Below are 23,962 nucleotides of genomic sequence, written 5' to 3' on the forward strand. Positions count from 1 at the left end.
CCCGCCGAGTCCATACGTACGAACCGTGCGACCCGTGGGTCACAGGGCTCAGAGCAGCTCGGGATGCGACTCGAGCTGCCTCCGCGCCCCTTGCACCAGCTCTTCGGGGGCCTCGGGCGCCTGCTCGGGATGGCGCTGGGCCCACTTGGCGACATACGGACAGAGCGGAACGACGGGAACACCCTGGCGCGCCGCCATGGCGTAGAACTCGGTGGCCAGGGCGCCCGCGACGCCCTTGCCCGCGTGTTCCGGCTCCACGACGGTGTGCACGGCGACGAGGGCCCCGGGCTCGGGATACATCACGAAGTAGGCGATGACCCCGGCGGCCTTTCCGTCCTCGTACGCCACCAGCTTGCCGTGGTCCCGGTCGTCCCGGATCTCGACTGCGGTGTCTCCTGCTGCCATGGCGGGTACTCCCTCGAACCGGTACGACGCGGCGGGGCGGGCGGCGTCAGCCGCGCGCGGGAACCGCGTGCGGGCTGCGCTCGGTGCGGGTGCCCGGCACCGGTGCCGAGGCGTCCGTGCCCAGAGCGACCACGCGGTTGTCCGCGTCGACGTGCACGATGCTCGGCGTGAGCGCACGGGCTTCGGCGTCGTCGACCTGGGCGTAGCTGATGAGAATGACCAGATCGCCGGGGTGCACGAGGTGGGCGGCCGCACCGTTGATCCCGATGACGCCGGAACCGCGTTCACCCTCGATGACGTACGTCTCCAGCCTGGCACCGTTGTCGATATCCACAATATGAACAAGTTCGCCGGGAAGCAGATCTGCGGCGTCCATCAGATCGGCGTCAACCGTCACTGATCCGACGTAGTGCAGGTCAGCCTGGGTCACCGTGGCCCTGTGGATCTTCGACTTGAACATGGTACGGAACATGGAAAAACTCCCGGATTGTCTGCTCCCTGCCTGCTTCCCGCAGGTCAAGGGCTATCTCCGGAGCGTACAACGATTCGCGTGTTCGGTCAGCTGTCCCCAGGTGTTGCAGGGCTCACGCTGACCCATTGCTGACTTTGATGACGCGTTATCAGGCGGGCCGCGTCGGCTGCGGGTGGACCACGGCCGCAAGGGCCGGCCTCGACCTGGCCCTCGGCGACGACAACGCCCCAGCCACGGTGCCCGTGTTCGATGCCTTCATCCGCTCCGAACCGCCTTGCAGACCACGGCCCCAGCACCGGGGTCCTGAAGCCCTCACGTCCCATGCCGGGCTGCCGGCCTCCCCGACGGCGATCCGTCCATGCCGCAGACCGGCACGAGATCGGGACTGCGTCGCCGAGGAGTCGGTAGCACGGGTGTCGCGGTCCGACGGAAGGCCCTGCACGCGCCGAGCGCGGTATGACGGGAAGCGGACTGCGACTGGGGCCGTTGATGCAAGCCAACACCTCCGCCGAAGCAACGCCCGAAACCGACCCCCGCACGTCGGCAAGCCGCATCCGGTCATGGTCTGCGGGACCATGGGTGACGCCGCCCCTTCGAGTATCGCGACCGCCTGCTTCTCCTGTGCCCGGACTGCGTCTGCCGAGGCCGCAGGAGCAGGTCGGTAGACGCATCTGGCATGAGTGTGACCTCTGTTGATGGCGGCTCCGGGATTCTGCTTCGAAAGCAGCCCGGCGTCGGCCGGCTGAGGCGCGGGCTCCCTTGCGCTTTGGGCCCGATGCTCCCCGAGCGCTTCGTCACGACGCCTGTTCGGGGATCCCCCGAAGAACCCTCTCGGCAATACCGAGGAGGGCGCTGTCGTCCGGGAGTGCTCCGGACGTGCTCCACACGGTGATGTCGTAGTAGCCGCCCCGGTCTTTCCCGTCGAGGGCCACGGACAGCGTTCTGGCCAGGGGGCCTTGCTCGACGGGTGCACCGGATCCACCGCTCCCGAGATCAATCTCGATCTTCATGGTGTGGTCCGAGGAGAGGACCGCGGGCCGGCCGAGGACCGAGAGCGTCTTGACGTCCGTCTCCTCCCCGAACTCCATCAGTTTCACGTACTGGGCGATCGACAGCTTGTTGTACGTGGCCGAGACGTTCACGGTGTAGGTGTCGAACTGGACCTCAGCCTCCGGTCGGGCGACCTTCCCGTCGGTCAGCGGAGCGGTGTTGCTGGTGCCGGATGCCACGGTCGCGGTCTCCGCGGGCGTTCCGAGGAGCTGAGCCAGGTCGGACCTGTTGAGCGCCTTGCACAGCTCCTCGCCGGTGACGGCCTGGGACGACTTCTTGTAAGCGCTCGGCAACTCTTCGCCCTCCCCGCTCGAACACGAGGCGGCGTGCGGCGTGCTGTCGTTGTCGGAGGGCAGCAGAAGCGGGCCCAGCCACACCGCGGCCCCGAGTGCCGCGAACACGGCCACGGCCGCGACGGCCTGGCCCCACGCGTTGGGTTCCCTCTCCGGAGCAGCCGGGCCGGGACGCTGCCCCACTGGGCTCTGCAGCTGCGGCTGGACCGCAGCGTCGGACACCGCCCCGTCCGAGGAGGCCGCCGGGCTCGGGTTCCGGCGTGCGCGCAGGGCCCGGACCACCGTGAGGACGCTCACCCCGGTACCCACCAGAAACGCCACGCCGATCCCGGCCGCCACCCATTCGCCGTCGCGGAGGGCGAGATACATGATGCGTACGCCGAAAACGGACCCGACCACGATGAACAGGGGCTCACGGACCCAGAAGGGCAGGAGACGGAAGAGGAAACCGAGCATCCGGCGATCCCACCAGGACAAGATCGCGTTGGCTGTGACGGAAGCCACAATTCCGCTCAGGGCTCAACCGTGACGGAACGGGGGCGTGCGGTGCCCTCGAGCCTCGTGAGCCGGAGACTTCCCACCGCCGCAACCGCCACCGCAGTGTCCTGACGAGACGGAACAACGAGACGCTTGCCCGGTCAGCTCCCCCAAGTGTTCCGTGACTCACGGCAATGGAACCGCAGCCGTCCTGACGCCTCGTCAGGCACGTTCCGGCTCCTCGTCACGCGCGGTCTGCCGGACGCACGAGACGACCACCACCAGGGGCCAGAACGACTGCGCGAACGTCAGGACGCGTTCAGCGGCTCCAGCGGTGTCGTGCACGAACAGCGCCATCAAGAACCAGCCACCGCCGAGCCACATCAGCCCGCTCGCCATCAGCGACGGTCCGGGACGCAGACCCCACGGCGCGCTCCGGTCCAGTGGCACGGCCTCCGGACGCTGCTCGCTCACGCCGCCCCGGCCTGAGGCCCTGCGCCGCACGGCCAGAACCGGCCACATCGCGAGAAGCGAGAAGCCGACCGTCACCACGGCGCCATGATCCAGCGAGCCCCCGCTGCTCGGCGCCGGGAACAGCACCAGCATCATCGCGGCCGCTCCGCCGCCGCCCAGCGCCACACGTCCGGGGAACGCTGCGGAACGCAGGCCACAGGCAGTGATCACATGGCAGGCACCCAAGGCGATCAGGGCCGAGGTCATCACCCAGTACCCGTCGGCGCCCTTGGTACCGAGGATGCTGATCGTTCGCGAGGCGGGATCGTATTCGGGGCCCTGGAGCACTGCGGAGATCGCCCAGCCGCCGACCAGCACAATCGGAGCGCAAACGGAGGAGAACAGGACCCACCGAGGGACAGACCGGCGCATCAGATCACCGTAGAACATCCGGTCCGTCGGTTCTCGGCGCACACGCGGCCCCACGGATCGTTCAGCAATGTGGCCTCGTAGCGCCCGCCCGCCTCACCGACCGAGGAGTCGCGTGCCTGGGCAGGAACGAGACGTACCGCCGACGGCCCGCGCCGTCACGCCGCGGCCTCGCACGCGGCGACCCGGGCGAGGAGTTCGTCCCGGCCGATGGGGTCGGCCCGCGTCGCCGGAACGGTACACGCGTGGGCTCCGGCGACCGCGCCGTAGAGGGCGCACCGCCGGGGCGGCTCGCCGGTCAGATGACCGAGGAGGTAGCCGGCCGCGAAGGCGTCGCCGGCGCCGTTGGAGTCCACCACCGGCCCGGGGGGTGTGACGGTCGGAATGTGACTCAGTTCCCCGTCGACGAGCAGGTACGCGCCCTCGGCCGCGGCGGTCGCGACGACCGCGCCGGCCCGGCCGCGCTCCGATATCCGGCGCATGGTCCGTTCCGTGTCCGTCAGGGCGGTGGTGGACAGGAAGACGATGTCCGCCTCGTACGCGAAGGCCTCGTGGTAGGCGTTGGCACCGTCCCAGTTGTGCAGGTCGGTCGAGATGGTCACGCCGGCCTTCCTCAGCTCGGGGAGGGCGAAGGCGCACGGGTAGGTGAGGGAGACGTGGGCGTGGCGGCTCGTCGCGGCCAGGGCCCGGACCGTCGCCGGCGGCAGTCGGTCCTCCTCCCGTGAGCGGCTGTCGTCGTAGAGGGACAGACGCCGCCCGTCGGGGCCGACGAGGTTGACCGCCCGCTTGGTGCCGCCGGGCAGGGGTACTTCGGTCAGTGCGATGCCGCGGTCCCGGTGCAGGGCGCGTACCAGGTCGCCCGCGTGGTCGTCGCCGATCATGTCGAGGTGATGGGTGCGCAGACCGAGCGCGCTCACCCCCAGGGCGACGAAGTCCCCGGTCTGTCCCGCCCGCGTCTCGATCCCCGGCCGCACCATGTAGCTGTCGGCGTAGGGCAGCGGCAGCTCGGGGACGTACACGATCGTGTCCACGCCCGCGCCTCCCAGGACGAGCACGTCGGTCTCCGTGTTCATGGCGTTCCTCTCGAACCTGACGCGGCGCGAGGGTGAGGCGTCGACGTCCCTCACGGTCGACCGGACGCGCCGTCAACTGCGGTCACCGACGGGTGAGTCAAGCAGGCCGCGACAGTTCGAGCAAGAACTTGCAGAGAATTTCCGCAACTTGTTGCAGGAGTGCGGGATCAGTCCCGGTCCTCCCTGATCATGTCCGCGCACTTCTCCCCGATCATCATCGTCGTGATGCACGGGTTGACCGCGGGCAGGAACGGCATCACGGATGCGTCGGCCACCCGCAGACCCCGCACACCCTTCACACGCAGCCGCGGATCGAGGACGGCCCGAGGGTCGCCGGTGGCACCCATCCGTACCGTGCCCGCCGGGTGGTAGACCGTGTTGTGGGTCCGGCGAATGTAGTCGAGCAGCTCCTCGTCGGTCCGGGCGTCGGCCCCGGGCGCCAGTTCCGTGCCTGCCCAGGAGGCCATCGGCGCCCGGGAGACGATGTCCCGGGCGAGCCGCAGCCCATGCGTCATCACCCGTACGTCGTGCTCGTCGGTGAAGTAGCGCGGGTCGACCCGCGGCTTGTCCCGGAAGTCGCGGGTGCGCAGCCGGACCGTGCCCATGGAACGGGCGCGGGTGACGTTGGGCGTGAGACAGAAGGCGTTCTCGGAGGTCGGGTAGCCGCGCCGGTAGGTGTTCATGTCGAAGGGCACGGAGCCGTAGTGGAACATCAGGTCCGGGCGGTCGAGGCCGGATTCGGTGTCGGCGAAGATGCCGATCTCCCACCACTGGGTGGACGTGGTGACCATGGGCTGCAGCGCCTCCCACATGATCACGCCCTCGGGGTGGTCCTGGAGGTGTGCGCCGACCGCGGGCGAGTCGACGCGTACCTCCACCCCGGTCTCGCGCAGGTGCTCGGCCGGGCCGATCCCGGACAGCATCAGCAGCTTCGGCGCGTCGATGGAGCCGCAGCACACGACGACTTCACGCCGGGCGCCGACGGTACGTGTGTGGATGAGGTCGGGCGCCAGGTACTCGACGCCGGTGCAACGCTGTTCGGCGTCCAGAATCAGGCGCTTGGCCTGCAGTCCGGTGCGTACTTCCAGGTTGGGACGCCGGCCGAGAATCGGGTGCAGGTAGGAGACGGAGGCGGACGAACGCGTCCCGTCGGGGCGGGCGTTGATCTGGAACCAGTGCGCCCCGCGGACGACCGTCGTACCGGTGTTGAACGGCGTGGTGGGGATTCCGGCCGCGGCGCAGGCCTCCAACAGGGCCGTTCCGCAAGGGTCGTTCGGCTGGATCGTGCGGATGGTCACCGGGCCGTTGCGCCCGTGGTGGTCGCCGGGCGCGTCGTTGGTCTCCAGCCGCTGATAGAGCGGGAAGCAGTCCGCGGCGCTCCAGCCCGTGCACCCGAGGGCGGCCCATTCGTCGAGGTCCTCGGCCGGCGCCCAGAAGGCGATGCAGGAGTTGTGGGACGAGCAGCCGCCGAGGACCTTGGCGCGGGCGTGCCGCATGAAGCTGTTGCCGTTGTCCTGCGGCTCCACCGGGTAGTCCCAGTCGTAGCCGGATTCCAGCAGCCCCATCCACCGGTCGAGCCGCAGGATGTTGTCGTCACCGACGTCGGAGGGACCGGCCTCCAGTACGCAGACGGTGACGGACGGGTCCTCGGACAGCCGGGCCGCGACCACCGCACCGGCCGTGCCCCCGCCGACCACCACGTAGTCGAACTCGTCCTGCGGTCGGCTCTCAGCCGGCATCTGTGTCTCCAGAGGTCGTGGGGCGCGGGCTAACCGCGCGGGGGTTCGGGCGCCGTCGGGTCCTGCACCTCGGTGCGGTGGCCCTCGAGTACGCCCGTCTTGTGCCGCTGCACGAACCAGTAGTAGGCGAAGCCGCCGAGCGCGACGACGCCGATGAAGAGGAACGCGCCCCAGCGCAGGTACCAGTGCTGCGCCCCCGTCGCGTTGTAGACCTCCGCGCGCGGCCAGGCGAGGTTGAGCGACATGGCCGCGCCCCACAGGACGGCGACGATGTTGATCGGCAGCCCGAATCTGCCGAGCGAGAAGTGGCCTTCGACGGGCTTCCAGGTGCCCCGCAGCCGGCGGATCAGCATGGGGGTCGTGACCATCAGATAGGCCAGATAGATCATGATGATCGCGATGCTCGTGATCACCGAGAAGATCTGCGGCTGGTTGACGTTGATCACCAGGATGACGACACCCACCACGCCGATGACGACGGCAGGCACCACCGGGGTCTGGAAGCGCGGGCTGACCCGGGCGAGGACCGAACCTGCGGGAAGGTTGTTGTCGCGTGCCATGGCGAACATCAGCCGGATGCCGGCGGCCTGCACGGCCAGCACGCAGACCGTGATCGCGACGACCACGCACCACAGGAAGATCTCGCCGATGGTCGAACCGAGCGTCTCCAGTACCACGTACTGCAGGCCGCCCGTCGACAGCTCCTTCGCGGCCAGGTCCGGTACCGACAGCAGCGCGAAGAGCAGGATCAGACCGCCGATGATGAACGACGCGATGAGCGCACGCAGGATGGCGCGGGGCGCGTTGTGGGTCGGGTTGTGCGACTCCTCGCCGAGCGACGACGCCGTGTCGAAGCCGTACATGACGTACGCGGACGCGAGCGAAGCGGTGAGGAACGCGCCGAAGTAGCCGAGGGTCTGTCCCTCGCCGAGCCCGTACGTGTCCGTCAGGGCCGTGCTGGGGCCGCGGGTGATGTGGGCCGCCAGGAAGATGATCAGGGCGACTGCGGCGATCAGCTCGATGAACACGCCCGCGGAGTTGATCCGGGCCATCAACTGGACGCCGAAGGCGTTGACCAGGGTGGAGAAGAGGATCAGTACCGTGCCGAGGAGAACGGCGTTGGCCGCCGCGTCGTTCTTGCCGCTGCCGTCGCCCACGAACTGGAACCCGCTGTCGATCTGCGGCAGCGTGATCTGGTAGGCGAGCGCCACAGCCGAGAGCGTGACCATCGTGGCGGTCATCATCATCCAGCCGCCGAGCCAGCCGATGTGCGGGCCGCCCATGCTCTTGGCCCAGTTGTAGACCGAGCCGGCCACCGGGTAGCGGGCGGCGAGCTCGCAGAAGCACAGGGCGACCATCAGCTGGCCGGCGAAGACCATGGGCCAGGACCACCAGTAGGCCGGGCCGCCGAAGCTGACGCCGAAGTAGAACAGCTGGAAGGTGCCGGTCAGGATCGAGATGTAGCTGATGCCCGCGGCGAAGGTGTGGAAGTTGCCGAGGGTTCGCTTGAGTTCGGGCTTGTAGCCGAGTTCGTGGATCGAGTCGTCGTCGTGGGTGCCGTCGGCCCGGGTGCCGGGGGGCGGCGTGCTGGTCGCGCCGGGACCTGTCGGGTCGGGGCCTGTCGGACTGGAATGACTCACTCGAACCACCTCTGCGGCCGGGCTGCGGTGTTGCGCCAGATGTGCTTGGCCTCCTGGTACTCCGCGAGACCGGCGGGGCCCAGCTCTCGGCCGACGCCGGACTGCTTCATTCCGCCCCACTCGGCCTGCGGTACGTACGGATGGAAGTCGTTGATCCAGACGGTCCCCGCGCGCAGACCTGCGGCCACCCGGTGGGCGCGCTCGCCGTCCTGCGTCCAGACGGCCCCGGCCAGTCCGTAGACGGTGTCGTTGGCCAGGGCGACGGCCTCGCTCTCGTCCCGGAACCGCTCCACGGTCAGGACCGGGCCGAACGACTCGTCCCGTACCACCGTCATGTCCGGCGTGCACTCGTCGAGCACGGTCGGCAGGTAGTAGAAGCCGCTCTGCAGCGACGGGTCGTCCGGGCGGGCGCCTCCGCAGCGCAGTACGGCGCCCTCCGCCAGCCCCGCGGCCACGTACGCCTCCACCTTGTCGCGATGCGCGGCCGAGATCAGCGGCCCGCTGCGGGCGTCCTCGTCGAACGGTCCGCCGAGCCGGATGGCCCTGGCGCGCCGTACCAGCTCGTCGACGAACGTGTCGTGCAGCTCGTCCTGTACGAGCAGCCGCGCACCGGCCGAGCAGACCTGCCCGGCGTGCAGGAACACCGCCATCAGCGCGTAGTCGACCGCGGTGTCGAACTCGGCGTCGGCGAACACGATGTTGGGGTTCTTGCCGCCCAGTTCGAGCGCGATCTTCTTCACGGTGGGCGCGGCCGCCGCCATGATGAGCCGGCCGGTGACCAGACCGCCGGTGAAGGAGACCATGTCCACGCGCGGGTCCTCGCTCAGCGGCGCGCCCGCGGAGGCCCCGGCGCCGAGCACCAGGTTCGCGACACCGGGCGGCAGTCCGGCCTCGGTGAGCGCCTTCATCAGGAGGATCGCGGTGTGCGGCGTCAGTTCGCTGGGCTTGAGTACGAAGGTGTTGCCCGCGGCGAGCGCGGGGGCCACCTTCCAGGCCGTTTGCAGCAACGGATAGTTCCACGGCGTGATCAGTGAGCAGACGCCCACCGGTTCGTGGACCACCCTGCTGTCGATCCCCCGGTCACCGGTGTCGACGACGCGGTCGGTGCCGCCGGAAGCGGCCAGGTTTCCGAAGTAGCGGAAACAGTTCGCGATGTCGTCCATGTCGTACTCGCTCTCCACGAGCCGCTTCCCGGTGTCCAGGGTCTCGGCTCTGGCGAAGGCGTCCTTGTCCCGTTCCACCAGATCGGCGACGCGGAGCAGCAGTCGGCCGCGCTCGGCGGCCGGCGTACTCGGCCACGGCCCCCGGTCGAACGCCTCGCGCGCCGCGGCCACCGCCGCGGCGGCGTCCTGCGGCCCCGCCTCGTCGACGGTGGCGACCGACGTGCCGTCGGCAGGGCAGCGGATCTCACGCGTTCCGCCCTCGATCGCGGCGCTCCATCGTCCACCGATGAACAGATCGGGCATGCGTCCCTCCGGGCCCGCACGAGGAAGGGGAAGGAGGTGTAGCCGACCGTGCTGAGCCAGACACCCAAAGTAGGTCCTGCCCGGCGTACTCGCGCGCCGAGCGACGCCGTACCGGGGGCAGGACACCCGGCCCTGTTCCGCACCGGCTCGTCCTGATCAATGATGAAGGGCCGACTGCCGTCCTCGGTACGGCACCGGCTCACCCAGGAAGGGGTTCCGCGTGCGGGAAACGAAGCCGGACCGATCGGGCGATCGCGCCGTCCACGGCTCGGGCGAAGAAGCCGACGTGATCGTGGTGGGGGCCGGCCCGGCGGGCTCGTCCGCAGCCTTCCACCTCGCCCGGGCGGGCGTCGACGTCCTGCTCCTGGAGAAGGCCGACTTCCCCCGGGAGAAGGTGTGCGGGGACGGCCTGACCCCGCGGGCGGTGCACCAGCTCATCCGCATGGGCGTCGACATCAGGGCTCCGGGATGGACGCGCTCACGCGGTATGCGCTGGGTGGCCGGGGACCATCAGGTGCACATCGACTGGCCCGCCCTGGGGCGCTATCCGGACTTCGGCCTCTCGCGCAGTCGTCATGACTTCGACGACATACTGGCCCGGCATGCCGTTGCCGCCGGTGCACGGCTGCGCAACGGGGTGAAGGTGACGCGGCCCGTGACCGACAGGGCCGGCCGCACCACCGGCGTCGGCGCCACGGCCCGGGACGAGCAGCCGGTGGTCTTCCGCGCGCCGATCGTCATCGCCGCCGACGGCGCCTCCGCCCGCCTCGCTCTCGGTATGGGCCTGCAGCGGGACATGAACAGGCAGATCGCGACAGCTGCCCGCCGCTACTACCGCAGCCCTGAACGGTCCCAGGAGCAGTACCTGGAACTGTGGGCGGATCTCCGCTTCCCGGGCAGCCGTCACTACCTGCCCGGGTACGGCTGGATCTTTCCCATGGGCGACGGCCGGGTGAACGTCGGGCTGGGTGCGCTGCCCCACCGACGGCACGGGACCGCGGACCTGCGGGCCACGCTGGACGAATGGCTGGCCCGCACTCCGCCCGACTGGGGGCTGAGTGAGGAGAACGCCGAGGGCCCGGTCCGGAGCGCCGCGCTGCCCCTGGGGTTCAACCGCCACCCCCTGTACACCCGCGGCCTCCTCCTCGTCGGCGACTCCGGAGGCATGATCAGCCCTTGGAACGGGGAGGGCATCGGCCAGGCCATGGAGGCCGGCGAAGTCGCGGCCGAGAGCGCCGCGCTGGCCCTCGCCCGCCCCCCGGGCCCGGGGCGGGAACGGGTGCTGCACGGCTACCCGGTCGAGATGAACCGCCGCTGGGGTCGCTCCTACCGTCTCGGCAACGCGGCCGCCGACATCGTCTTCAGCCGTTCGGGCTTCCAGCCGATCCTCAACCGCTACGTCATGGGATCACCGTTCCTGCTCAACACCCTGGCCCGGATGCTCACCAACCTCACGGACAAGCCCTCGCACGACGTGATCGACCATGTGCTCAACACCGTCGTCCGCCTGGTCCCGGCACCAAGGGTGCGCAGACGCTGACCTCGCGCCCCGCGCTGCCGACGGTCGCCGGCGGCCGATCAGGCCGGGCCGGCGAAGGCCGCGCGCAGACGGAGCGCAGTGCGTACGTCATCGCCGCCGTGCGGAGGCGGTCGACGTGCGGGTCGCGTCGTACGGATGCCTGGGCGGCCCTCAGTGTGCCGCCGCAGGAAGGGGCCGCGCGCGCTGCCGCGGAGCCGGCGATCGCGCGGACCAGGCCGACGTCGACGCGGTTGATCTCCTCGCGCACCTCTGCGAGGTCCGGGCGGTCCGTCGGTGCGTCGGCCGGGTTCTCGTCCCAACTGCGGTGCAGAGCGCGTTGCACGAGCTTGTTCGCCTCGATCTGGTCCCGGAAGATCCGTACCGTCGCACCGGGATCGGCTCCCGCTTCGCGGGCCTGCCCCGCGGCCGTGTCGAGGACCTGTCCCTCGCGGACCGGGTCGTCGACGGGTCTGCCCGTCCCCCATTTGGCGGCGGCGACGAGCCCGGCCGTGGCCAGACGCCGGGCCGAGAGGTCGACGAGCGGGCGGAGCCGGGCGAGGGCGTCCCCGCCGTGGCGCGCGTCGGCTCCGGGAGCGGCCGGGGCAGCGGCGGCCGGGCCGGCGCAGACGGCGGCCGCGACCGCCCCGGCGAACAGTAAGCGCCTCGCGTACGCGGTCGGTTGCATGCGCGGATCGTACGGTCCCGCCCCGGCCCGCCCGGCGTCACACGCCGGGCGGGCCGGGCTCGCGGGGCGGACGCCCCCACGCCGAGCGGACGGCTGACACGTCGTCGGTGTCCTGGGCGGAGCCGGTCGCCCGTCACTCCCACGCCGGTCTCAGGGCGCGCTGCGGTCGGCCTTCTCCTCCGGTTCCCGGCTCAGTGCGCCCGGCCACCACGCCACGCGTCCGATGTCCCTGACCAGGGCGGGCACCAGGAGCGAGCGGACGACCAGGGTGTCGAGCAGCACGCCGAAGGCGACGATGAACGCGATCTGGACCAGGAACGCGAGTGGGATCACGCCAAGGGCGGCGAAGGTGGCCGCCAGGACGACGCCGGCCGAGGTGATGACCCCGCCGGTGGTCGTCAGCCCGCGCAGCACGCCCTGCCGCGTGCCGTGGATCAGGGACTCCTCGCGGACCCGGGACATCAGGAAGATGTTGTAGTCGACCCCGAGGGCGACCAGGAAGACGAATCCGTACAGCGGTACGGAGGAGTCCGTGCCGCTGAATCCGAACACGTGCTGGAAGACCAGTGACGAGATCCCGAGGGTGGCCAGGAAGTTGAGTGCCACCGTCGCGACGAGGAGGAGCGGCATGAGCAGGGAGCGGAGGAGCCCGATCAGGATCACGAGGATGATCACGAGTACGACCGGCACGATGAGGGCGCGGTCCTGCTCGGCGGTCTTCTGGGTGTCGTACTGCTGCGCGGTGTAGCCGCCGACCAGCGCATCCGCGCCGGGCACCGCGTGCACCGCGTCGCGCAGGCGCGTCACGGTCTCCTTGGCGGCGTCGCTGTCGGCCGCGCTCTTCAGAGTGGCGTCGATACGGACCCGGCCGTCCACGACGAGCGGCTCACCCACTCCCGGGCGCCCGGAGACGGTCATCACGGAGACGTCCGCGACACCGGCGACCTGATCGGCGGCCTCGGTGACCTCCGCCGCCCTGTCGGCCTCCGCGATCACCACCGCGGGATTGCCCGATCCACCGGGGAAGTGCTTGCTCAGCGTCTGCTGGGCGGCGACGGAAGGTGCGTCGTTGACGAAGATCTCCTCGAGGGGCACCCCCTTCGAGTTGAGCGTCGGCATGAAGGCGGCGCAGGCGAGAAGGACGACCAGGGTGACGCCCCACACCTTGCGCGGGGCCCGGTCGACCAGGGCCGCGATCCGCGACCAGATGCCCGCCGAACCCGACTCGGTGTCGCCCTTCTTGGGCCGGGCGGGCCAGTACGCGGTCCTGCCGAGCAGCACCAGGACTGCGGGCAGGAAGGTGAGCGTGCTCAGGACGGCGCAGACGATGCCGATGGCACCCACCGGCCCGAGCGCGCGGTTGTTGGTCAGGTCGCTGAGCAGGAGGGCGAGCAGCCCCAGGGCGACGGTGGCGGCGCTGGCGACGATCGGTCCGGCGGACTCGCGCAGGGCGGCGCGCATCGCGGTCCACCGGTCCGAGTGGCGGCCCAGTTCCTCCCGGAACCGTGCGGTGAGGAGGAGGGCGTAGTCGGTGGCGGCGCCGATGACGAGGATCGAGAGGATCCCCTGGACCTGGCCGTCGACCCGTACGAGGTCGTGGTCGGCGAGTACGTACACGATCGCGCAGGCCACACCGAGCGAGAAGACGGCTCCGATGATGATGACCAGCGGCAGCAGGACGCTCCGGTAGACCAGCAGCAGGATGACCAGCACGGTCACGAGGGCGACACCGAGCAGCAGTCCGTCGATTCCGGCGAAGGCTTCGGAGAGGTCCGCCTGGCTGGCCGCGGGGCCGGCGACCTGCGCACGTGTTCCGGGTACCCCGTCGGCCGCCTTCTGGATCTGCTCGACCGTGTCGGGGAGCTCGTCCCCCAGGCCGGAATCCAGTTGGACGATGCCTCGGAGCGCCTGGCCGTCCTCGGACGGCAGCGCCGGGGTCACCTCACCCGCCACCCCCGGAACGCCGTTGAGCGAGTCCAGGGCGGCCGTTGCCGCCTGCCGCTTCTCCGGGCCGAGGTCCGCGCCGTCCTTCTCCGACGTCCACACGACGATGGCCGGGACGGTCTCCTGCCGGCTGAACGCCTTCTGCTCCTCGACCACCCGGGTGGACTCGGCGCTCTGCGGGAGGAACGAGGCCTGGTCGTTCGTGGCCACCTCGCCGAGCTTTCCGGCGTACGAGCCGAACGCGCCGCCGACGGCGAGCCAGACGACGACGAGGAATACGGGGATAAGCCAGCGAACCGGCCTCGATGCGACGGACATGGTGCTCCCGGGTCGGGGGAAACTCTTTCAATCATCGAGTATCTCAATTATTGAAACATATGGTTGCCCCGCTCCTGCCCGACGGTCGAAGGCAGTCCGGCGGACACCTGGCCGGGTGGCTCAGCGCTGGGGGGCCTGCATACGGGCGAGTTCCGCGTTCATGCGGGCGAGGAAGCGGAGTGTGGCCGCCAGTTCCTCCGGATCGGACGAACTGCGTGCCCCGGACGCCGCTTCGGCGAGCGGCATGAAGAACGAGCGAGCGGCCGCCTTGGCCGTGGGCTCGTAGTGCAGGTGCACGACGCGCCGGTCGGTGGTGTCCCGCGAGCGCCGGATGTGACCGACGCGCTCCAGGCGGTCCAGGCACGCCGTCACCGCACCGGAGGTCAGACCGAGATGATCGCGCAGCCGGCCGGGAGTCAGCGGAACATCCGCGTCCAGGATCGCCGCGAGTGCCTGGACATCCGTGGCGTGCAGGCCCTGGGTGTGCGCGAAGGCGTGCACCAGACGGTTGATCTCGCCGTTCATACGGCGCAACTGCATCGCGAGAGCCTGCAGCTCCGGGACGGCCGACGCTCCCGTGCGTGGTCCCTCGCGAGCGTCGTCTGCACTGTCCACCGCACCATACTAGGGCGCTCCGGACCCGTACCCCTTCGCCGCTTCCCCCCGTTGTGCAGGCACGGGACCGGACACGTCGGCCCGACGGCGCCCCGGTGCTACCGGCCGGCCACCGACAAGCGGAACGGGCTGTGGGGGGACACCGTGGAAGAAGTACATCCGAGCCGGATCGGAGAGGTCATGGAGAGCAGGGACGACGACGGACTGCGGTGCCTGGTGACCGGCGCGACGGGGTACATCGGGGGCCGCCTCGTGCCCGAGCTCCTGGACGCGGGCCACACGGTCCGCTGCCTCGCGCGAAGCCCGGAGAAGCTGCGGGACTACCCGTGGGCGGGTGACGTGGAGGTGTCCAAGGGCGATGTGACCGACGCGGAGTCCGTGGCCGCCGCCATGGAGGGCATGGAGGTCGCCTACTACCTGGTGCACGCCCTGAGCAGCGGGGCGGATTTCGAGGAGACGGACAGGAAGGCCGCGCGGATCTTCGGTGAGCAGGCGCGCGCCGCGGGCATCCGGCGCATCGTGTACCTGGGCGGGCTCACCCCGGCCGACGTCCCCGAGCCGGAGCTGTCGCCGCATCTGCGCTCGCGTGCCGAGGTCGGCCGCATCCTGCTCGACTCCGGTGTGCCGACGGCCGCGCTGCGCGCCGCGGTCATCATCGGCGCCGGTTCCGCCTCCTTCGAGATGCTGCGCTACCTGACCGAGCGACTGCCCGTGATGGTCACACCGAGCTGGGTGTCGACCCGGATCCAGCCGATCGGGGTCCGGGACGTGCTGCGCTATCTCGTCGGCAGTGCGCGCATGCCCTCCGAAGTCAACCGCACCTTCGACATCTGCGGGCCCGACGTCATGACGTACCGGGCGATGATGGAGAAGTACGCCGAGGTGGCCGGCCTGCCGCACCGGCTGATCCTTCCCGTCCCGATGCTGACGCCGCGACTGTCCAGTCACTGGATCGGACTCGTCACCCCGGTCCCCGCCTCCATCGCCCGCCCGCTCGCGGAGTCCCTGCGGTACGAGGTCGTGTGCCACGAGCACGACATCGCAGACCATGTGCCGGACGGCGCCGGGCAGCCCTTCTCCTTCGCCACGGCTCTCGGCCTGGCCCTGCAGAGGGTTCGCGAGGCCAGGGTGACGACCCGGTGGTCCTCCGCGTCCACCCCGGGCATCCCCAGCGACCCGCTGCCCACCGACCCCGACTGGGCCGGCGGCAGTCTGTACACGGATGTGCGGGAACACGATGTGGACGCCTCGCCCGAGGCGCTCTGGCGGGTCGTCGAGGGCATCGGCGGTGACAACGGCTGGTACTCCTTCCCCCTGGCCTGGGCCGTGCGGGGCTGGATGGACCGGCTGACGGGCGGTGTGGGACTGCGCCGGGGCCGACGCGACGCCCAACGGCTCCGCGTCGGGGACTCGCTGGACTTCTGGCGGGTGGAGGAGATCGAGCCCGGCCGGCTGCTCCGGCTGCGCGCCGAGATGCGGCTGCCCGGTCTGGCCTGGCTGGAGATGCACGTGGAGGAGGGCGAGGGCGGCCGGTCCCACTACCGGCAGCGAGCCATCTTCCACCCGTCCGGACTGCTGGGACACGCGTACTGGTGGAGCGTCTCGCCGTTCCACGCGATCGTCTTCGGCGGGATGTCGCGCAATATCGCGCGGGCGGCGGGCAAGGGCACGGGCGGTGGGCCGCGTTGAGCGTGTCGGTGGTCCTGTTCACCTCGGATCTGCGTCTCCACGACCATCCGCCCCTGCAAGCGGCCCTCGCGTCGGCCGACGAGGTGCTTCCGCTGTTCGTCCTGGACGACGGCATCGAGGAGGCGGGGTTCGGTGTCCCGAACCGGCGTGCGTTCCTCGCCGACTGTCTCCGGGACCTGGACTCGGGGCTCCGCGCCCGGGGCGGACGGCTGGTGATCCGGTCGGGCGAGCCGGCCGAGGAGGTCTGCCGGATCGTCACGGAGACGGGTGCGCGCGACGTTCACGTCGCGGCGGGCGTCAGCGCCTTCGCGCAGCGTCGCGAGGAGCGGCTGCGGACGGCTCTCGGATCCCAGGGCTGCCGGCTGCACGTCCATGACGCGGTGATCACGGCGGTGGCGCCGGGCGCGGTGGTTCCCTCCGGTGGGGGCAGGGACCACTTCGCGGTCTTCACGCCGTACTTCCGCCGCTGGTCCGGGGCGCAGGTGCGGTCCCCCTTCGGGGCACCGCGCACCGTTCGCGTACCGGAGGCTCCCGCGTCCGGAGCGGTGCCCTCACGTGCCGGTCTCACTGGGGTCTCGGCCGGACTGGCGGAGGGCGGGGAGACCGAGGGCCGCAAGCGCTTCGCCGGGTGGCGCCGCCACGGACTCGAACGGTACGAGACGCGCCACGACGATCTCGCGGGCGACGGCACCTCACGGCTCTCCCCGCACCTGCACTTCGGCACCCTGTCCCCCACCGAGCTGGCCCACCGGGCCCGCTCGGCGGGCGGTCCGGGTGCGGACGCCTTCGTACGGCAGGTGTGCTGGCGGGACTTCCACCACCAGGTCCTGGCCGCCCGGCCCTCCGCGGCCCGCTCCGACTACCGTTCGCAGCACGACCGTTGGCGCACCGAGCGGTCTGCCGCGGACGAGATCGCCGCCTGGCAGGAGGGCCGCACCGGCTATCCGGTGGTCGATGCCGCGATGCGCCAGCTGCGCCACGAGGGCTGGATGCACAACCGTGGGCGGCTGCTGACCGCGAGTTTCCTCGTCAAGACTCTGTACGTGGACTGGCGGATCGGCGCGCGCCACTTCCTGGACCTGCTGGTGGACGGGGACATCGCCAACAATCAGCTCAACTGGCAGTGGATGGCGGGCACGGGCACGGACAGCCGGCCCAACCGGGTGCTGAACCCGGTGCTGCAGGCCAAACGGTACGACCCGGACGGCGCCTACGTCCGCCGCTGGCTGCCCGAGCTGGCGGGGATCGACGGCGGTGCCGTCCACGAGCCGTGGAAGCTGCGGGCTGCGGAGCGCGCCCGGTACGACTACCCGGAGCCGGTCGTCGGCCTGGCCGATGGACTGGCCCGGTTCAGGGAGGCCAGGGGACTCGGCTGAGGGCCGTTCCACCAGGGATCATGGACGGCCCTCAGGGCGTTTCACACCTTGCGCCAGCGGGCGTTGGCCCAGGAGAAGGCGCCGAAGGCGGCCAGGCCGAGCGCGACCAGTGCGAGCAGCCAGGGGCCTGCCGGGGTTTCGGTGAAGGACCGCAGGGTGTCGTCCATGCCCTTGGCCCGGCCGGGCTCGTGGCGGACCGCGGCGGCCACGGCGAACCCGCCGGCCGTCGCGAAGACGATGCCGCGGACCGCGCCGCCGAACATGCCGGAGAAGTCGACGGCCCGGCGGACCTTCTGCGTCATCTCGGACATCTTCAGGTGCTTGCGATACTTGCGGGTCACGGCCCGGAAGGCGATCCAGAGCCCCGTTCCGACGACGGCGGCACCCGCGATCCCGACGATCCACTGGCCGCCCGTCCATTCCAGGGCCTTCGCCGTGATGTCGTCGGTCTGCCGGTCGCTCGATCCGCTGCCGCTGCCCTGGTCGCCGGCGGCGTAGGAGAGCACGGAGTACGACAGGAAGCCGTAGAAGAGGAAGCGGACGGCGGCCATGGCCCGCTTGCCCGGCTTGTCGCCGTCGGGGCCCGCCTGCCCGAAGAGCGCCTCGGACAGGCGCCACAGGGCCATTCCGGCCAGCGCCACGCCGAGCACCCAGAGCAGGACGTTCCCGAAGGGCTTCTCCGCTATCTCGGCGATGGCGCCGCCGCGGTCGGCCTGCTTCCCGCCGCTGTCGGAGAAGGCGATGCGCAGCGCGAGCAGTCCGACCAGGAGGTAGATCACCCCGCGCGCGGCGAACCCCGCCCGGGCGCCCGCGGCCACGGCCTTGCTGTTCGCGGCTCTTCTGGCAGTACGACGTCCGTCCGCCGACAACGCGTTTGTATTCATGAACTGCCGGTTGCCCCCGAAGCGCCGATCAATGCCCGTCCGTCGCTGCGGACACGCCCCTATTCCTCCTCCGCGGGCGCCGCCACCTGCCCCTTCGCGCGTCGGCCCACGACGGCGGCTGCGCCCAGGGCGCTGCCGGCGAAGGCGAGGGCGAGCGTCCAGGGCCGGTCGAGCACATGGTCGGTGGCGTGGTCCAGGGAGTAGCGTCCGGCACCCGTCAGGCCGATCGCGGCGGCGGTGAAGCCGAGGAACGCCGGGTACTCGTAGCCGCCGCCCATCGCGAAGAAGCCCGCGGGGGCGTGGACGGCGACCGCACCGGCCATCGTGCCGGCCGCGGCGGCTCCGGCCGCCGGGGTGGCGAGGCCGAGGGCCAGCAGGACCCCTCCCCCGGCCTCGCCGAGGCCGGCGGCCACGGCGCTGTACTTGGGCGGGTGGAAGCCCATGGCCTCCATTCCCGCGGTGGTGCCCTCGATTCCGCCGCCGCCGAACCAGCCGGCGAGCTTCTGGCTGCCGTGGGCGGCCAGCACGGCGCCCGTGCCGACCCTGAGTATGAGAAGTCCTAGGTCACGCCGGTTGATGCAGGTCATGGGGGTCTCCCGTCGACACGGAACGAGCGGACGTACGAAACCGTACGAATCCACTGTCGTCGGGCCCGGGTGGCGAGGTGCGGCAGTGCTGGGCCGTTCGGGGTCCGCCTGTGCGGGGACTGCGCCCCGGGAGTCACCGAGTGCGACGTACGTCATTGTGCAACTAGTTGCACAATGACGTTCCCCTCGTCTACAACTGGCACGACGACACTGTGCGAGGAGACCCGGATGAGCCCGTACCCCCACCTGCTGAGCCCGCTCGACCTCGGATTCACCACCCTGCCCAACCGGGTGCTGATGGGATCGATGCACATCGGCCTGGAGGAGGTCGAGCGCGGTTTCGAGCGGATGGCGGCCTTCTACGCGGCCCGTGCGCGCGGCGGAGTGGGCCTCATGGTCACCGGCGGTATCGCGCCCAGCGCCCGCGCCTGCTCCTTCCCCGGGGGCGCCAAGATGACGAACGAGGCGGAGGCGGCGCAGCACGCGGAGGTCACCGCGGCGGTGCACGCGGCGGGCGGCCGGATCGCGATGCAGATCCTGCACTTCGGGCGTTACGCACACCACCCGGACCTGGTCGCACCGAGCGCTCTCAAGGCTCCGATCAGCGGTTTCACCCCGCACGCGCTGACCGACGACGAGGTCGAGGAGACCATCGAGGACTTCGTGCGGGCCGCGGAACTGGCACAGCGCGCTGGTTACGACGGTGTCGAGATCATGGGCTCCGAGGGCTATCTGATCAACGAGTTCATCGTGGCCGCCACCAATCACCGCGAGGACCGCTGGGGCGGCAGCTACGAGAACCGCATCCGGTTCCCCGTCGAGATCGTGCGCCGGGTACGCGAGCGGGTCGGCACCGACTTCATCCTCATCTACCGGCTCTCCATGCTGGACCTGGTGCCCGGCGGCTCCACCCTGGAGGAAGTCGTCCAGCTCGCCCGGGAGATCGAAGCGGCCGGTGCGACGATCATCAACACCGGCATCGGCTGGCACGAGGCACGCATTCCCACCATCGCGACGTCCGTGCCGCGCGGCGCCTTCACCTGGGTGACCGAGAAGGTGCGCGGTGCCGTCTCCGTACCGCTGGTGACCAGCAACCGCATCAACACCCCCGAGCTGGCCGAGGAGATCCTCGCCTCGGGACGTGCGGACATGGTGTCGATGGCGCGGCCGTTCCTCGCCGACCCGGACTTCGTCGCCAAGGCGGCCGAGGGGCGTGCCGACGCCATCAACACCTGCATCGGCTGCAACCAGGCCTGCCTGGACCACATCTTCAGCCTCCAGATCACCTCCTGCCTGGTCAATCCGCGTGCCTGCCACGAGACCGAGCTGGTGCTCTCACCCACCCGTACCCGCAAGCGCGTCGCCGTGGTCGGCGCGGGTCCCGCCGGTCTGGCGTGTGCGGTCACGTCCGCCGAGCGCGGGCACGCGGTGACGCTGTTCGACGCGGCCGACGAGATAGGCGGCCAGCTCAACGTGGCCCGCCGGGTGCCCGGCAAGGAGGAGTTCAACGAGACGCTGCGCTACTTCCGTACCCGGCTGGCCGAGGAGGGCGTCGAGCTCCGGCTCGGCACGCGTGCCACGTCCGCCGAGCTCGACGGCTACGACGAGATCGTCCTGGCGACCGGGGTCGAGCCCCGCTCCCCCGCGATCCCGGGCGTCGAGCACCCGAGTGTCGTCAGCTACCTGGACGTCCTGCGCGACGGGGCGCCGGTCGGCGACCGGGTCGCGGTCGTCGGGGCCGGCGGCATCGGCTTCGACGTCGCCGAGTTCCTCACGGACGGCGGTGACGCGGCAAGCCTGGACCCGGAGGTGTTCTTCCGGCAGTGGGGCGTGGACACCGACTACGCGGACCGCGGCGGACTGCGTGCCCCCGAGCGTCCGAAGTCGCCCCGCACGGTGCATCTGATCCAGCGCAAGGCGAGCAAGGTCGGGGCCGGACTCGGCAAGACGACCGGCTGGATCCACCGCACCGAACTGCGCCACCGCGGCGTCACGATGATCGCGGGCGCCTCGTACGACCTCATCGACGACGAGGGCCTGCACCTCACCGTCGACGGCGAGCAGCACCTGCTCCCGGTCGACACCGTGGTCCTGTGCGCGGGCCAGGAACCGCGCCGCGAGCTGTACGAGGAGCTGCGTGCCGCAGGCCGTCCGGTGCATCTGATCGGCGGCGCCGACGTGGCCGCCGAACTGGACGCCAAGCGCGCGATCCGTCAGGGCACGGAGCTCGCCGCAGCGCTGTGACGGCTCCGCTCCGCCCCTCCCTAGGATGCACTCCATGTCCCTCCCGCACGCGATCCTCACCGCCCTGCTCGAGAAGCCGTCGTCGGGGCTGGAGCTGACCCGCAGGTTCGACCGGTCGATCGGGTACTTCTGGCCGTCGACGCATCAGCAGATCTATCGCGAGCTGGGGAAACTGGAGCAGGCGGGCCACATCCGGGTCCTGCCGTCGCCGCAGCCGGCCCGCGGGCAGAAGAAGGAGTACGAGGTCCTGCCCGCGGGCCGCGACGAGCTCACGGCCTGGGTGGCGGTGTCCGAGGACCCGCGCCCGGTCCGCGATCCGCTGCTGCTGAGGATGCGGGCGGCGGCGGTGGTCGGGGCCCCTGGACTGGCCGGCGAGCTGCGCCGGCATCTCGCCCTGCACGAGCGGCAGCTGCGGGAGTACCTGGACATCGAGGAGCGGGACTTCCCGCCGGAGCGGACCGCCGGCGAGGACACCCTGCGGCATCTGGTGCTGCGCGGGGGCATCGATCTGGAGACCTTCTGGACCGGGTGGCTTACCAGGGCCATCGGCGATCTGGACGCGCTCGGGCCGGACGAGCACCCGGCTGCCTGAAGCCGGGTCCTACGGGCCGCAGACCGATGTCCTGACCGGTTCGGGCCTCAGCCCGAGCGGTTCGGCGGCCCGGGGAGTGCCGATGACCTGACCGCCCACGCCGACCGGGCTGCTGCCGCCGGGGCTGCTCGTCACCGGACTGCTGTTCGCCGGGCTCGTGCCGACCGGGCTCGTCACGGGCCGACGGCTCGCGAGCGACGCGCTGCTGACGACGACCCGCGACGGCGCGTCCGCGGCCGGGCCGGTCGCGGTCCGCTGCTGGGCGCGGCTGAGCAGAATCACGCCCCGTACCGCGGCGGCCGCGCCGAGGAGCGCCGGGAGCAGACCGGTCACGCCGCCCTGCAGGCGTTCGCCCAGCAGAGCCAGACCGATCACGGCGGCGGCGATCGGGTTGGCGAGGGTGACCACGGCGAGCGGGGCACCGAGTCCGCCCCGGTAAGCGGTCTGGGACAACAGTAGGCCGCCCATGGCGAACACCGAGACGAGCAGGGCCACCGTCACCAGCCGCCAGCTGAGCAGCGGACCGGTGTGGTCGGTGGCCGCGACCGTGAGCGTCTGGGTGAGCGCGGAGGCCACGCCCGAGGTGATGCCGGAAGCCGCGGCGTGCCGGAGGCCCGGGCGGGCGCCCGGACGGCTGAGACCGGCGACCAGCGCCATCGTCACGGCTGAGACACCGAGGGCCTCGGGCAGGCTGAGCGTGTCGTGCGGGCCGGCGCCTCCCGCGGCCATCAGCAGGGCGCCGAGACCGAGCAGGGTGAGGAGCGTGCCGCGCCACTCCGTGCGGCTGACCTTGCGACCGGCGGCACGGGCTCCGAGTGGAACGGCCGCGACGAGGGTGAGCGCGCCGAGCGGCTGGACGAGGGTGAGGGGGCCGTACTTGAGCGCGGCGACATGCAGCAGGGCCCCTCCGGCGTTGAGGCCGACCGCCGACCACCAGGCACCCCGGCCCATCAGGCGCAGCACTCCGGCAGACGGTTCGGCACGGCCGGCGAGCCGTGCCTGAGCCACCGCGGCCGCGGCGTAGGCGGCTGCGGAGACGAGCGACAGGGCGACAGCGACGAGTGTGGCGTTCATCGCGGTGCTCCGGATCGTGCGTACGGCCCGGACGCGGATGCGTACGCGGAGCTCGGGACGGGTGAGGGCAGGTACGGCCCCTCCGCCGGGATCCCGGCGGACTGCCACGGCAGATGCGCGTGAAGGGGTCCGGGGCGGGGCAGCCGGATCGCCGCGAGGACCACGGCCAGCAGCGCCGAGACCACGATCGCGTCGAGCCAGTAGTGGTTGGCCGTGCCCACGATGACGAGCAGGGTGACGAGCGGGTGGAGCAGCCACAGCAAGCGCCACCGGGAGCGGGTGGCGACGATCAGTCCGACGGCGACCGTCAGCGCCCAGCCGAAGTGCAGGGAGGGCATCGCGGCGAACTGGTTGGCCATCGAGTCGGTCGAGGGCGTGGCCCCGTACACCGTCGGGCCGTACACCTGTCCGGTGTCGACGAGAGCGGCGGCTCCCAGCATCCGCGGCGGCGCGAGCGGGAAGAACACGTGCAGGACGAGCGCGGCACCGGTGAGTACGGCGAGTATGCGGCGGGACCACACGTAGTGGCGCGGCCGCCGCCAGTACAGCCAGACCAGGAACAGCAGCGTGACGGGGAAGTGCACGGTCACGTAATAGGTGTTCGCCGCCTGCACGAGCGTCTGGCTGTGGAGCAGAACGCCCTGCACGGCCCCTTCACCGGGGAGGTGCAGTGCTCGCTCCAGGTCCCAGACGTTCCCGGCGTTTCGGTAGGCCTCCTCGACATGTCCGTTCGCGGCCTGCCGGCCGAGTTTGTAGACGAGGAAGAGTCCCGCGACCAGAAGGAGCTCGCGGACGAGGGGCGGTCGGGCAGAGGTGTCCGGCTCCCGGTCCGCAGGCTCGCTGCGGGTGTGCATCACCCGTGCCCCCTTGCTGACGAAGCGCTGTTACGGCGGCGTGGTCGAGTCCATGCCGTATCGATACGCCAGTGTACCGATACG

General features: G+C 71.0%; 20 protein-coding genes. 5 read left to right on the forward strand and 15 right to left on the reverse strand.

All coding sequences use genetic code 11. The features are described 5' to 3' along the window. Nucleotides 1-48 precede the first annotated feature (48 nt). From OG844_RS13820 to OG844_RS13855, 8 genes are all read right to left on the reverse strand, one after another. Nucleotides 49-405 (reverse strand): GNAT family N-acetyltransferase, encoded by a 357-nt coding sequence (locus tag OG844_RS13820; RefSeq protein ID WP_406390287.1) that lies wholly within the window; start codon nt 403-405, stop codon nt 49-51. Between the two features lie 46 nt (nt 406-451). Then, nucleotides 452-877 carry an aspartate 1-decarboxylase gene (gene panD, locus OG844_RS13825; RefSeq protein ID WP_406390288.1) on the reverse strand — a complete coding sequence of 142 codons (426 nt, stop codon included), beginning with the start codon at nt 875-877 and terminating at the stop codon, nt 452-454. Nucleotides 878-1,671: 794 nt separating this feature from the next. Next, nucleotides 1,672-2,676 (reverse strand): DUF6215 domain-containing protein, encoded by a 1,005-nt coding sequence (locus tag OG844_RS13830; RefSeq protein WP_406390290.1) that lies wholly within the window; start codon nt 2,674-2,676, stop codon nt 1,672-1,674. Nucleotides 2,677-2,919: 243 nt separating this feature from the next. Continuing rightward, on the reverse strand, nt 2,920-3,582 hold the full coding sequence (locus OG844_RS13835) for a DUF998 domain-containing protein (protein ID WP_406390291.1): 663 nt from the start codon (nt 3,580-3,582) through the stop codon (nt 2,920-2,922). A 155-nt stretch (nt 3,583-3,737) separates the two neighbouring features. Next, the gene (locus OG844_RS13840) at nt 3,738-4,652 is read right to left on the reverse strand and encodes an adenosine kinase (protein ID WP_406390293.1); all 915 of its coding nucleotides are present in this window, start codon (nt 4,650-4,652) and stop codon (nt 3,738-3,740) included. Between the two features lie 167 nt (nt 4,653-4,819). After that, on the reverse strand, nt 4,820-6,391 hold the full coding sequence (locus tag OG844_RS13845) for a GMC family oxidoreductase (protein WP_406390295.1): 1,572 nt from the start codon (nt 6,389-6,391) through the stop codon (nt 4,820-4,822). 29 nt (nt 6,392-6,420) lie between these two features. Next, nucleotides 6,421-8,031, reverse strand: a complete 1,611-nt coding sequence (locus OG844_RS13850) for an APC family permease (protein ID WP_406390297.1) — start codon at nt 8,029-8,031, stop codon at nt 6,421-6,423. Continuing rightward, entirely contained in the window at nt 8,028-9,497 is a 1,470-nt protein-coding gene (locus tag OG844_RS13855) for an aldehyde dehydrogenase family protein (protein WP_406390298.1), read from the reverse strand. Before OG844_RS13855 ends, OG844_RS13850 begins: the two co-directional genes overlap by 4 nt. Before the next feature lie 220 nt (nt 9,498-9,717). On the opposite strand from OG844_RS13855, the gene OG844_RS13860 reads away from it, so the two are divergent. After that, entirely contained in the window at nt 9,718-11,037 is a 1,320-nt protein-coding gene (locus OG844_RS13860; RefSeq protein WP_406390300.1) for a geranylgeranyl reductase family protein, read from the forward strand. Here OG844_RS13860 and aroQ read toward each other — a convergent pair. From aroQ to OG844_RS13875, 3 genes are all read right to left on the reverse strand, one after another. Continuing rightward, nucleotides 10,988-11,701 carry a gamma subclass chorismate mutase AroQ gene (gene aroQ / locus OG844_RS13865; protein ID WP_406390302.1) on the reverse strand — a complete coding sequence of 238 codons (714 nt, stop codon included), beginning with the start codon at nt 11,699-11,701 and terminating at the stop codon, nt 10,988-10,990. The genes OG844_RS13860 and aroQ overlap by 50 nt on opposite strands. Nucleotides 11,702-11,851: 150 nt before the next feature. Further along, nucleotides 11,852-13,963 (reverse strand): MMPL family transporter, encoded by a 2,112-nt coding sequence (locus OG844_RS13870; RefSeq protein WP_406390304.1) that lies wholly within the window; start codon nt 13,961-13,963, stop codon nt 11,852-11,854. 120 nt (nt 13,964-14,083) lie between these two features. Then, nucleotides 14,084-14,578, reverse strand: a complete 495-nt coding sequence (locus OG844_RS13875) for a MarR family winged helix-turn-helix transcriptional regulator (protein WP_406390306.1) — start codon at nt 14,576-14,578, stop codon at nt 14,084-14,086. A 180-nt stretch (nt 14,579-14,758) separates the two neighbouring features. Between OG844_RS13875 and OG844_RS13880 the strand changes: the two genes are divergently transcribed. Both OG844_RS13880 and OG844_RS13885 read left to right on the forward strand, forming a co-directional pair. Further along, nucleotides 14,759-16,267: an SDR family oxidoreductase gene (locus OG844_RS13880; protein WP_406390307.1), complete on the forward strand. Its 1,509-nt coding sequence runs from the start codon at nt 14,759-14,761 to the stop codon at nt 16,265-16,267. Beyond that, nucleotides 16,264-17,643, forward strand: a complete 1,380-nt coding sequence (locus OG844_RS13885) for a cryptochrome/photolyase family protein (protein ID WP_406390309.1) — start codon at nt 16,264-16,266, stop codon at nt 17,641-17,643. The genes OG844_RS13880 and OG844_RS13885 overlap by 4 nt, the downstream gene beginning before the upstream one ends. Nucleotides 17,644-17,684: 41 nt before the next feature. Here OG844_RS13885 and OG844_RS13890 read toward each other — a convergent pair whose 3' ends face one another. Together OG844_RS13890 and OG844_RS13895 are read right to left on the reverse strand one after the other, a co-directional pair. Then, nucleotides 17,685-18,527 carry a DUF1206 domain-containing protein gene (locus OG844_RS13890; protein ID WP_406390311.1) on the reverse strand — a complete coding sequence of 281 codons (843 nt, stop codon included), beginning with the start codon at nt 18,525-18,527 and terminating at the stop codon, nt 17,685-17,687. A gap of 59 nt (nt 18,528-18,586) precedes the next feature. Beyond that, nucleotides 18,587-19,114 (reverse strand): DoxX family protein, encoded by a 528-nt coding sequence (locus tag OG844_RS13895; protein WP_406390313.1) that lies wholly within the window; start codon nt 19,112-19,114, stop codon nt 18,587-18,589. A 228-nt stretch (nt 19,115-19,342) separates the two neighbouring features. On the opposite strand from OG844_RS13895, the gene OG844_RS13900 reads away from it, so the two are divergent. Both OG844_RS13900 and OG844_RS13905 read left to right on the forward strand, forming a co-directional pair. After that, nucleotides 19,343-21,358 (forward strand): FAD-dependent oxidoreductase, encoded by a 2,016-nt coding sequence (locus OG844_RS13900; protein ID WP_406390314.1) that lies wholly within the window; start codon nt 19,343-19,345, stop codon nt 21,356-21,358. Between the two features lie 34 nt (nt 21,359-21,392). Then, complete coding sequence (locus OG844_RS13905) at nt 21,393-21,950, forward strand: PadR family transcriptional regulator (RefSeq protein WP_406390315.1); 558 nt, start codon at nt 21,393-21,395, stop codon at nt 21,948-21,950. Nucleotides 21,951-21,959: 9 nt separating this feature from the next. Here the strand turns inward: OG844_RS13905 and OG844_RS13910 are convergent, their stop codons facing one another. Beyond that, nucleotides 21,960-23,024, reverse strand: coding sequence for a hypothetical protein (locus OG844_RS13910; protein WP_406390318.1), 1,065 nt, complete (start codon nt 23,022-23,024; stop codon nt 21,960-21,962). Then, nucleotides 23,021-23,878 carry a phosphatase PAP2 family protein gene (locus OG844_RS13915; protein WP_406390320.1) on the reverse strand — a complete coding sequence of 286 codons (858 nt, stop codon included), beginning with the start codon at nt 23,876-23,878 and terminating at the stop codon, nt 23,021-23,023. The genes OG844_RS13910 and OG844_RS13915 overlap by 4 nt, the downstream gene beginning before the upstream one ends. Between the last annotated feature and the right edge of the window lie 84 nt (nt 23,879-23,962).

The sequence above is a fragment of the Streptomyces sp. NBC_00887 genome (genome assembly GCF_045207585.1).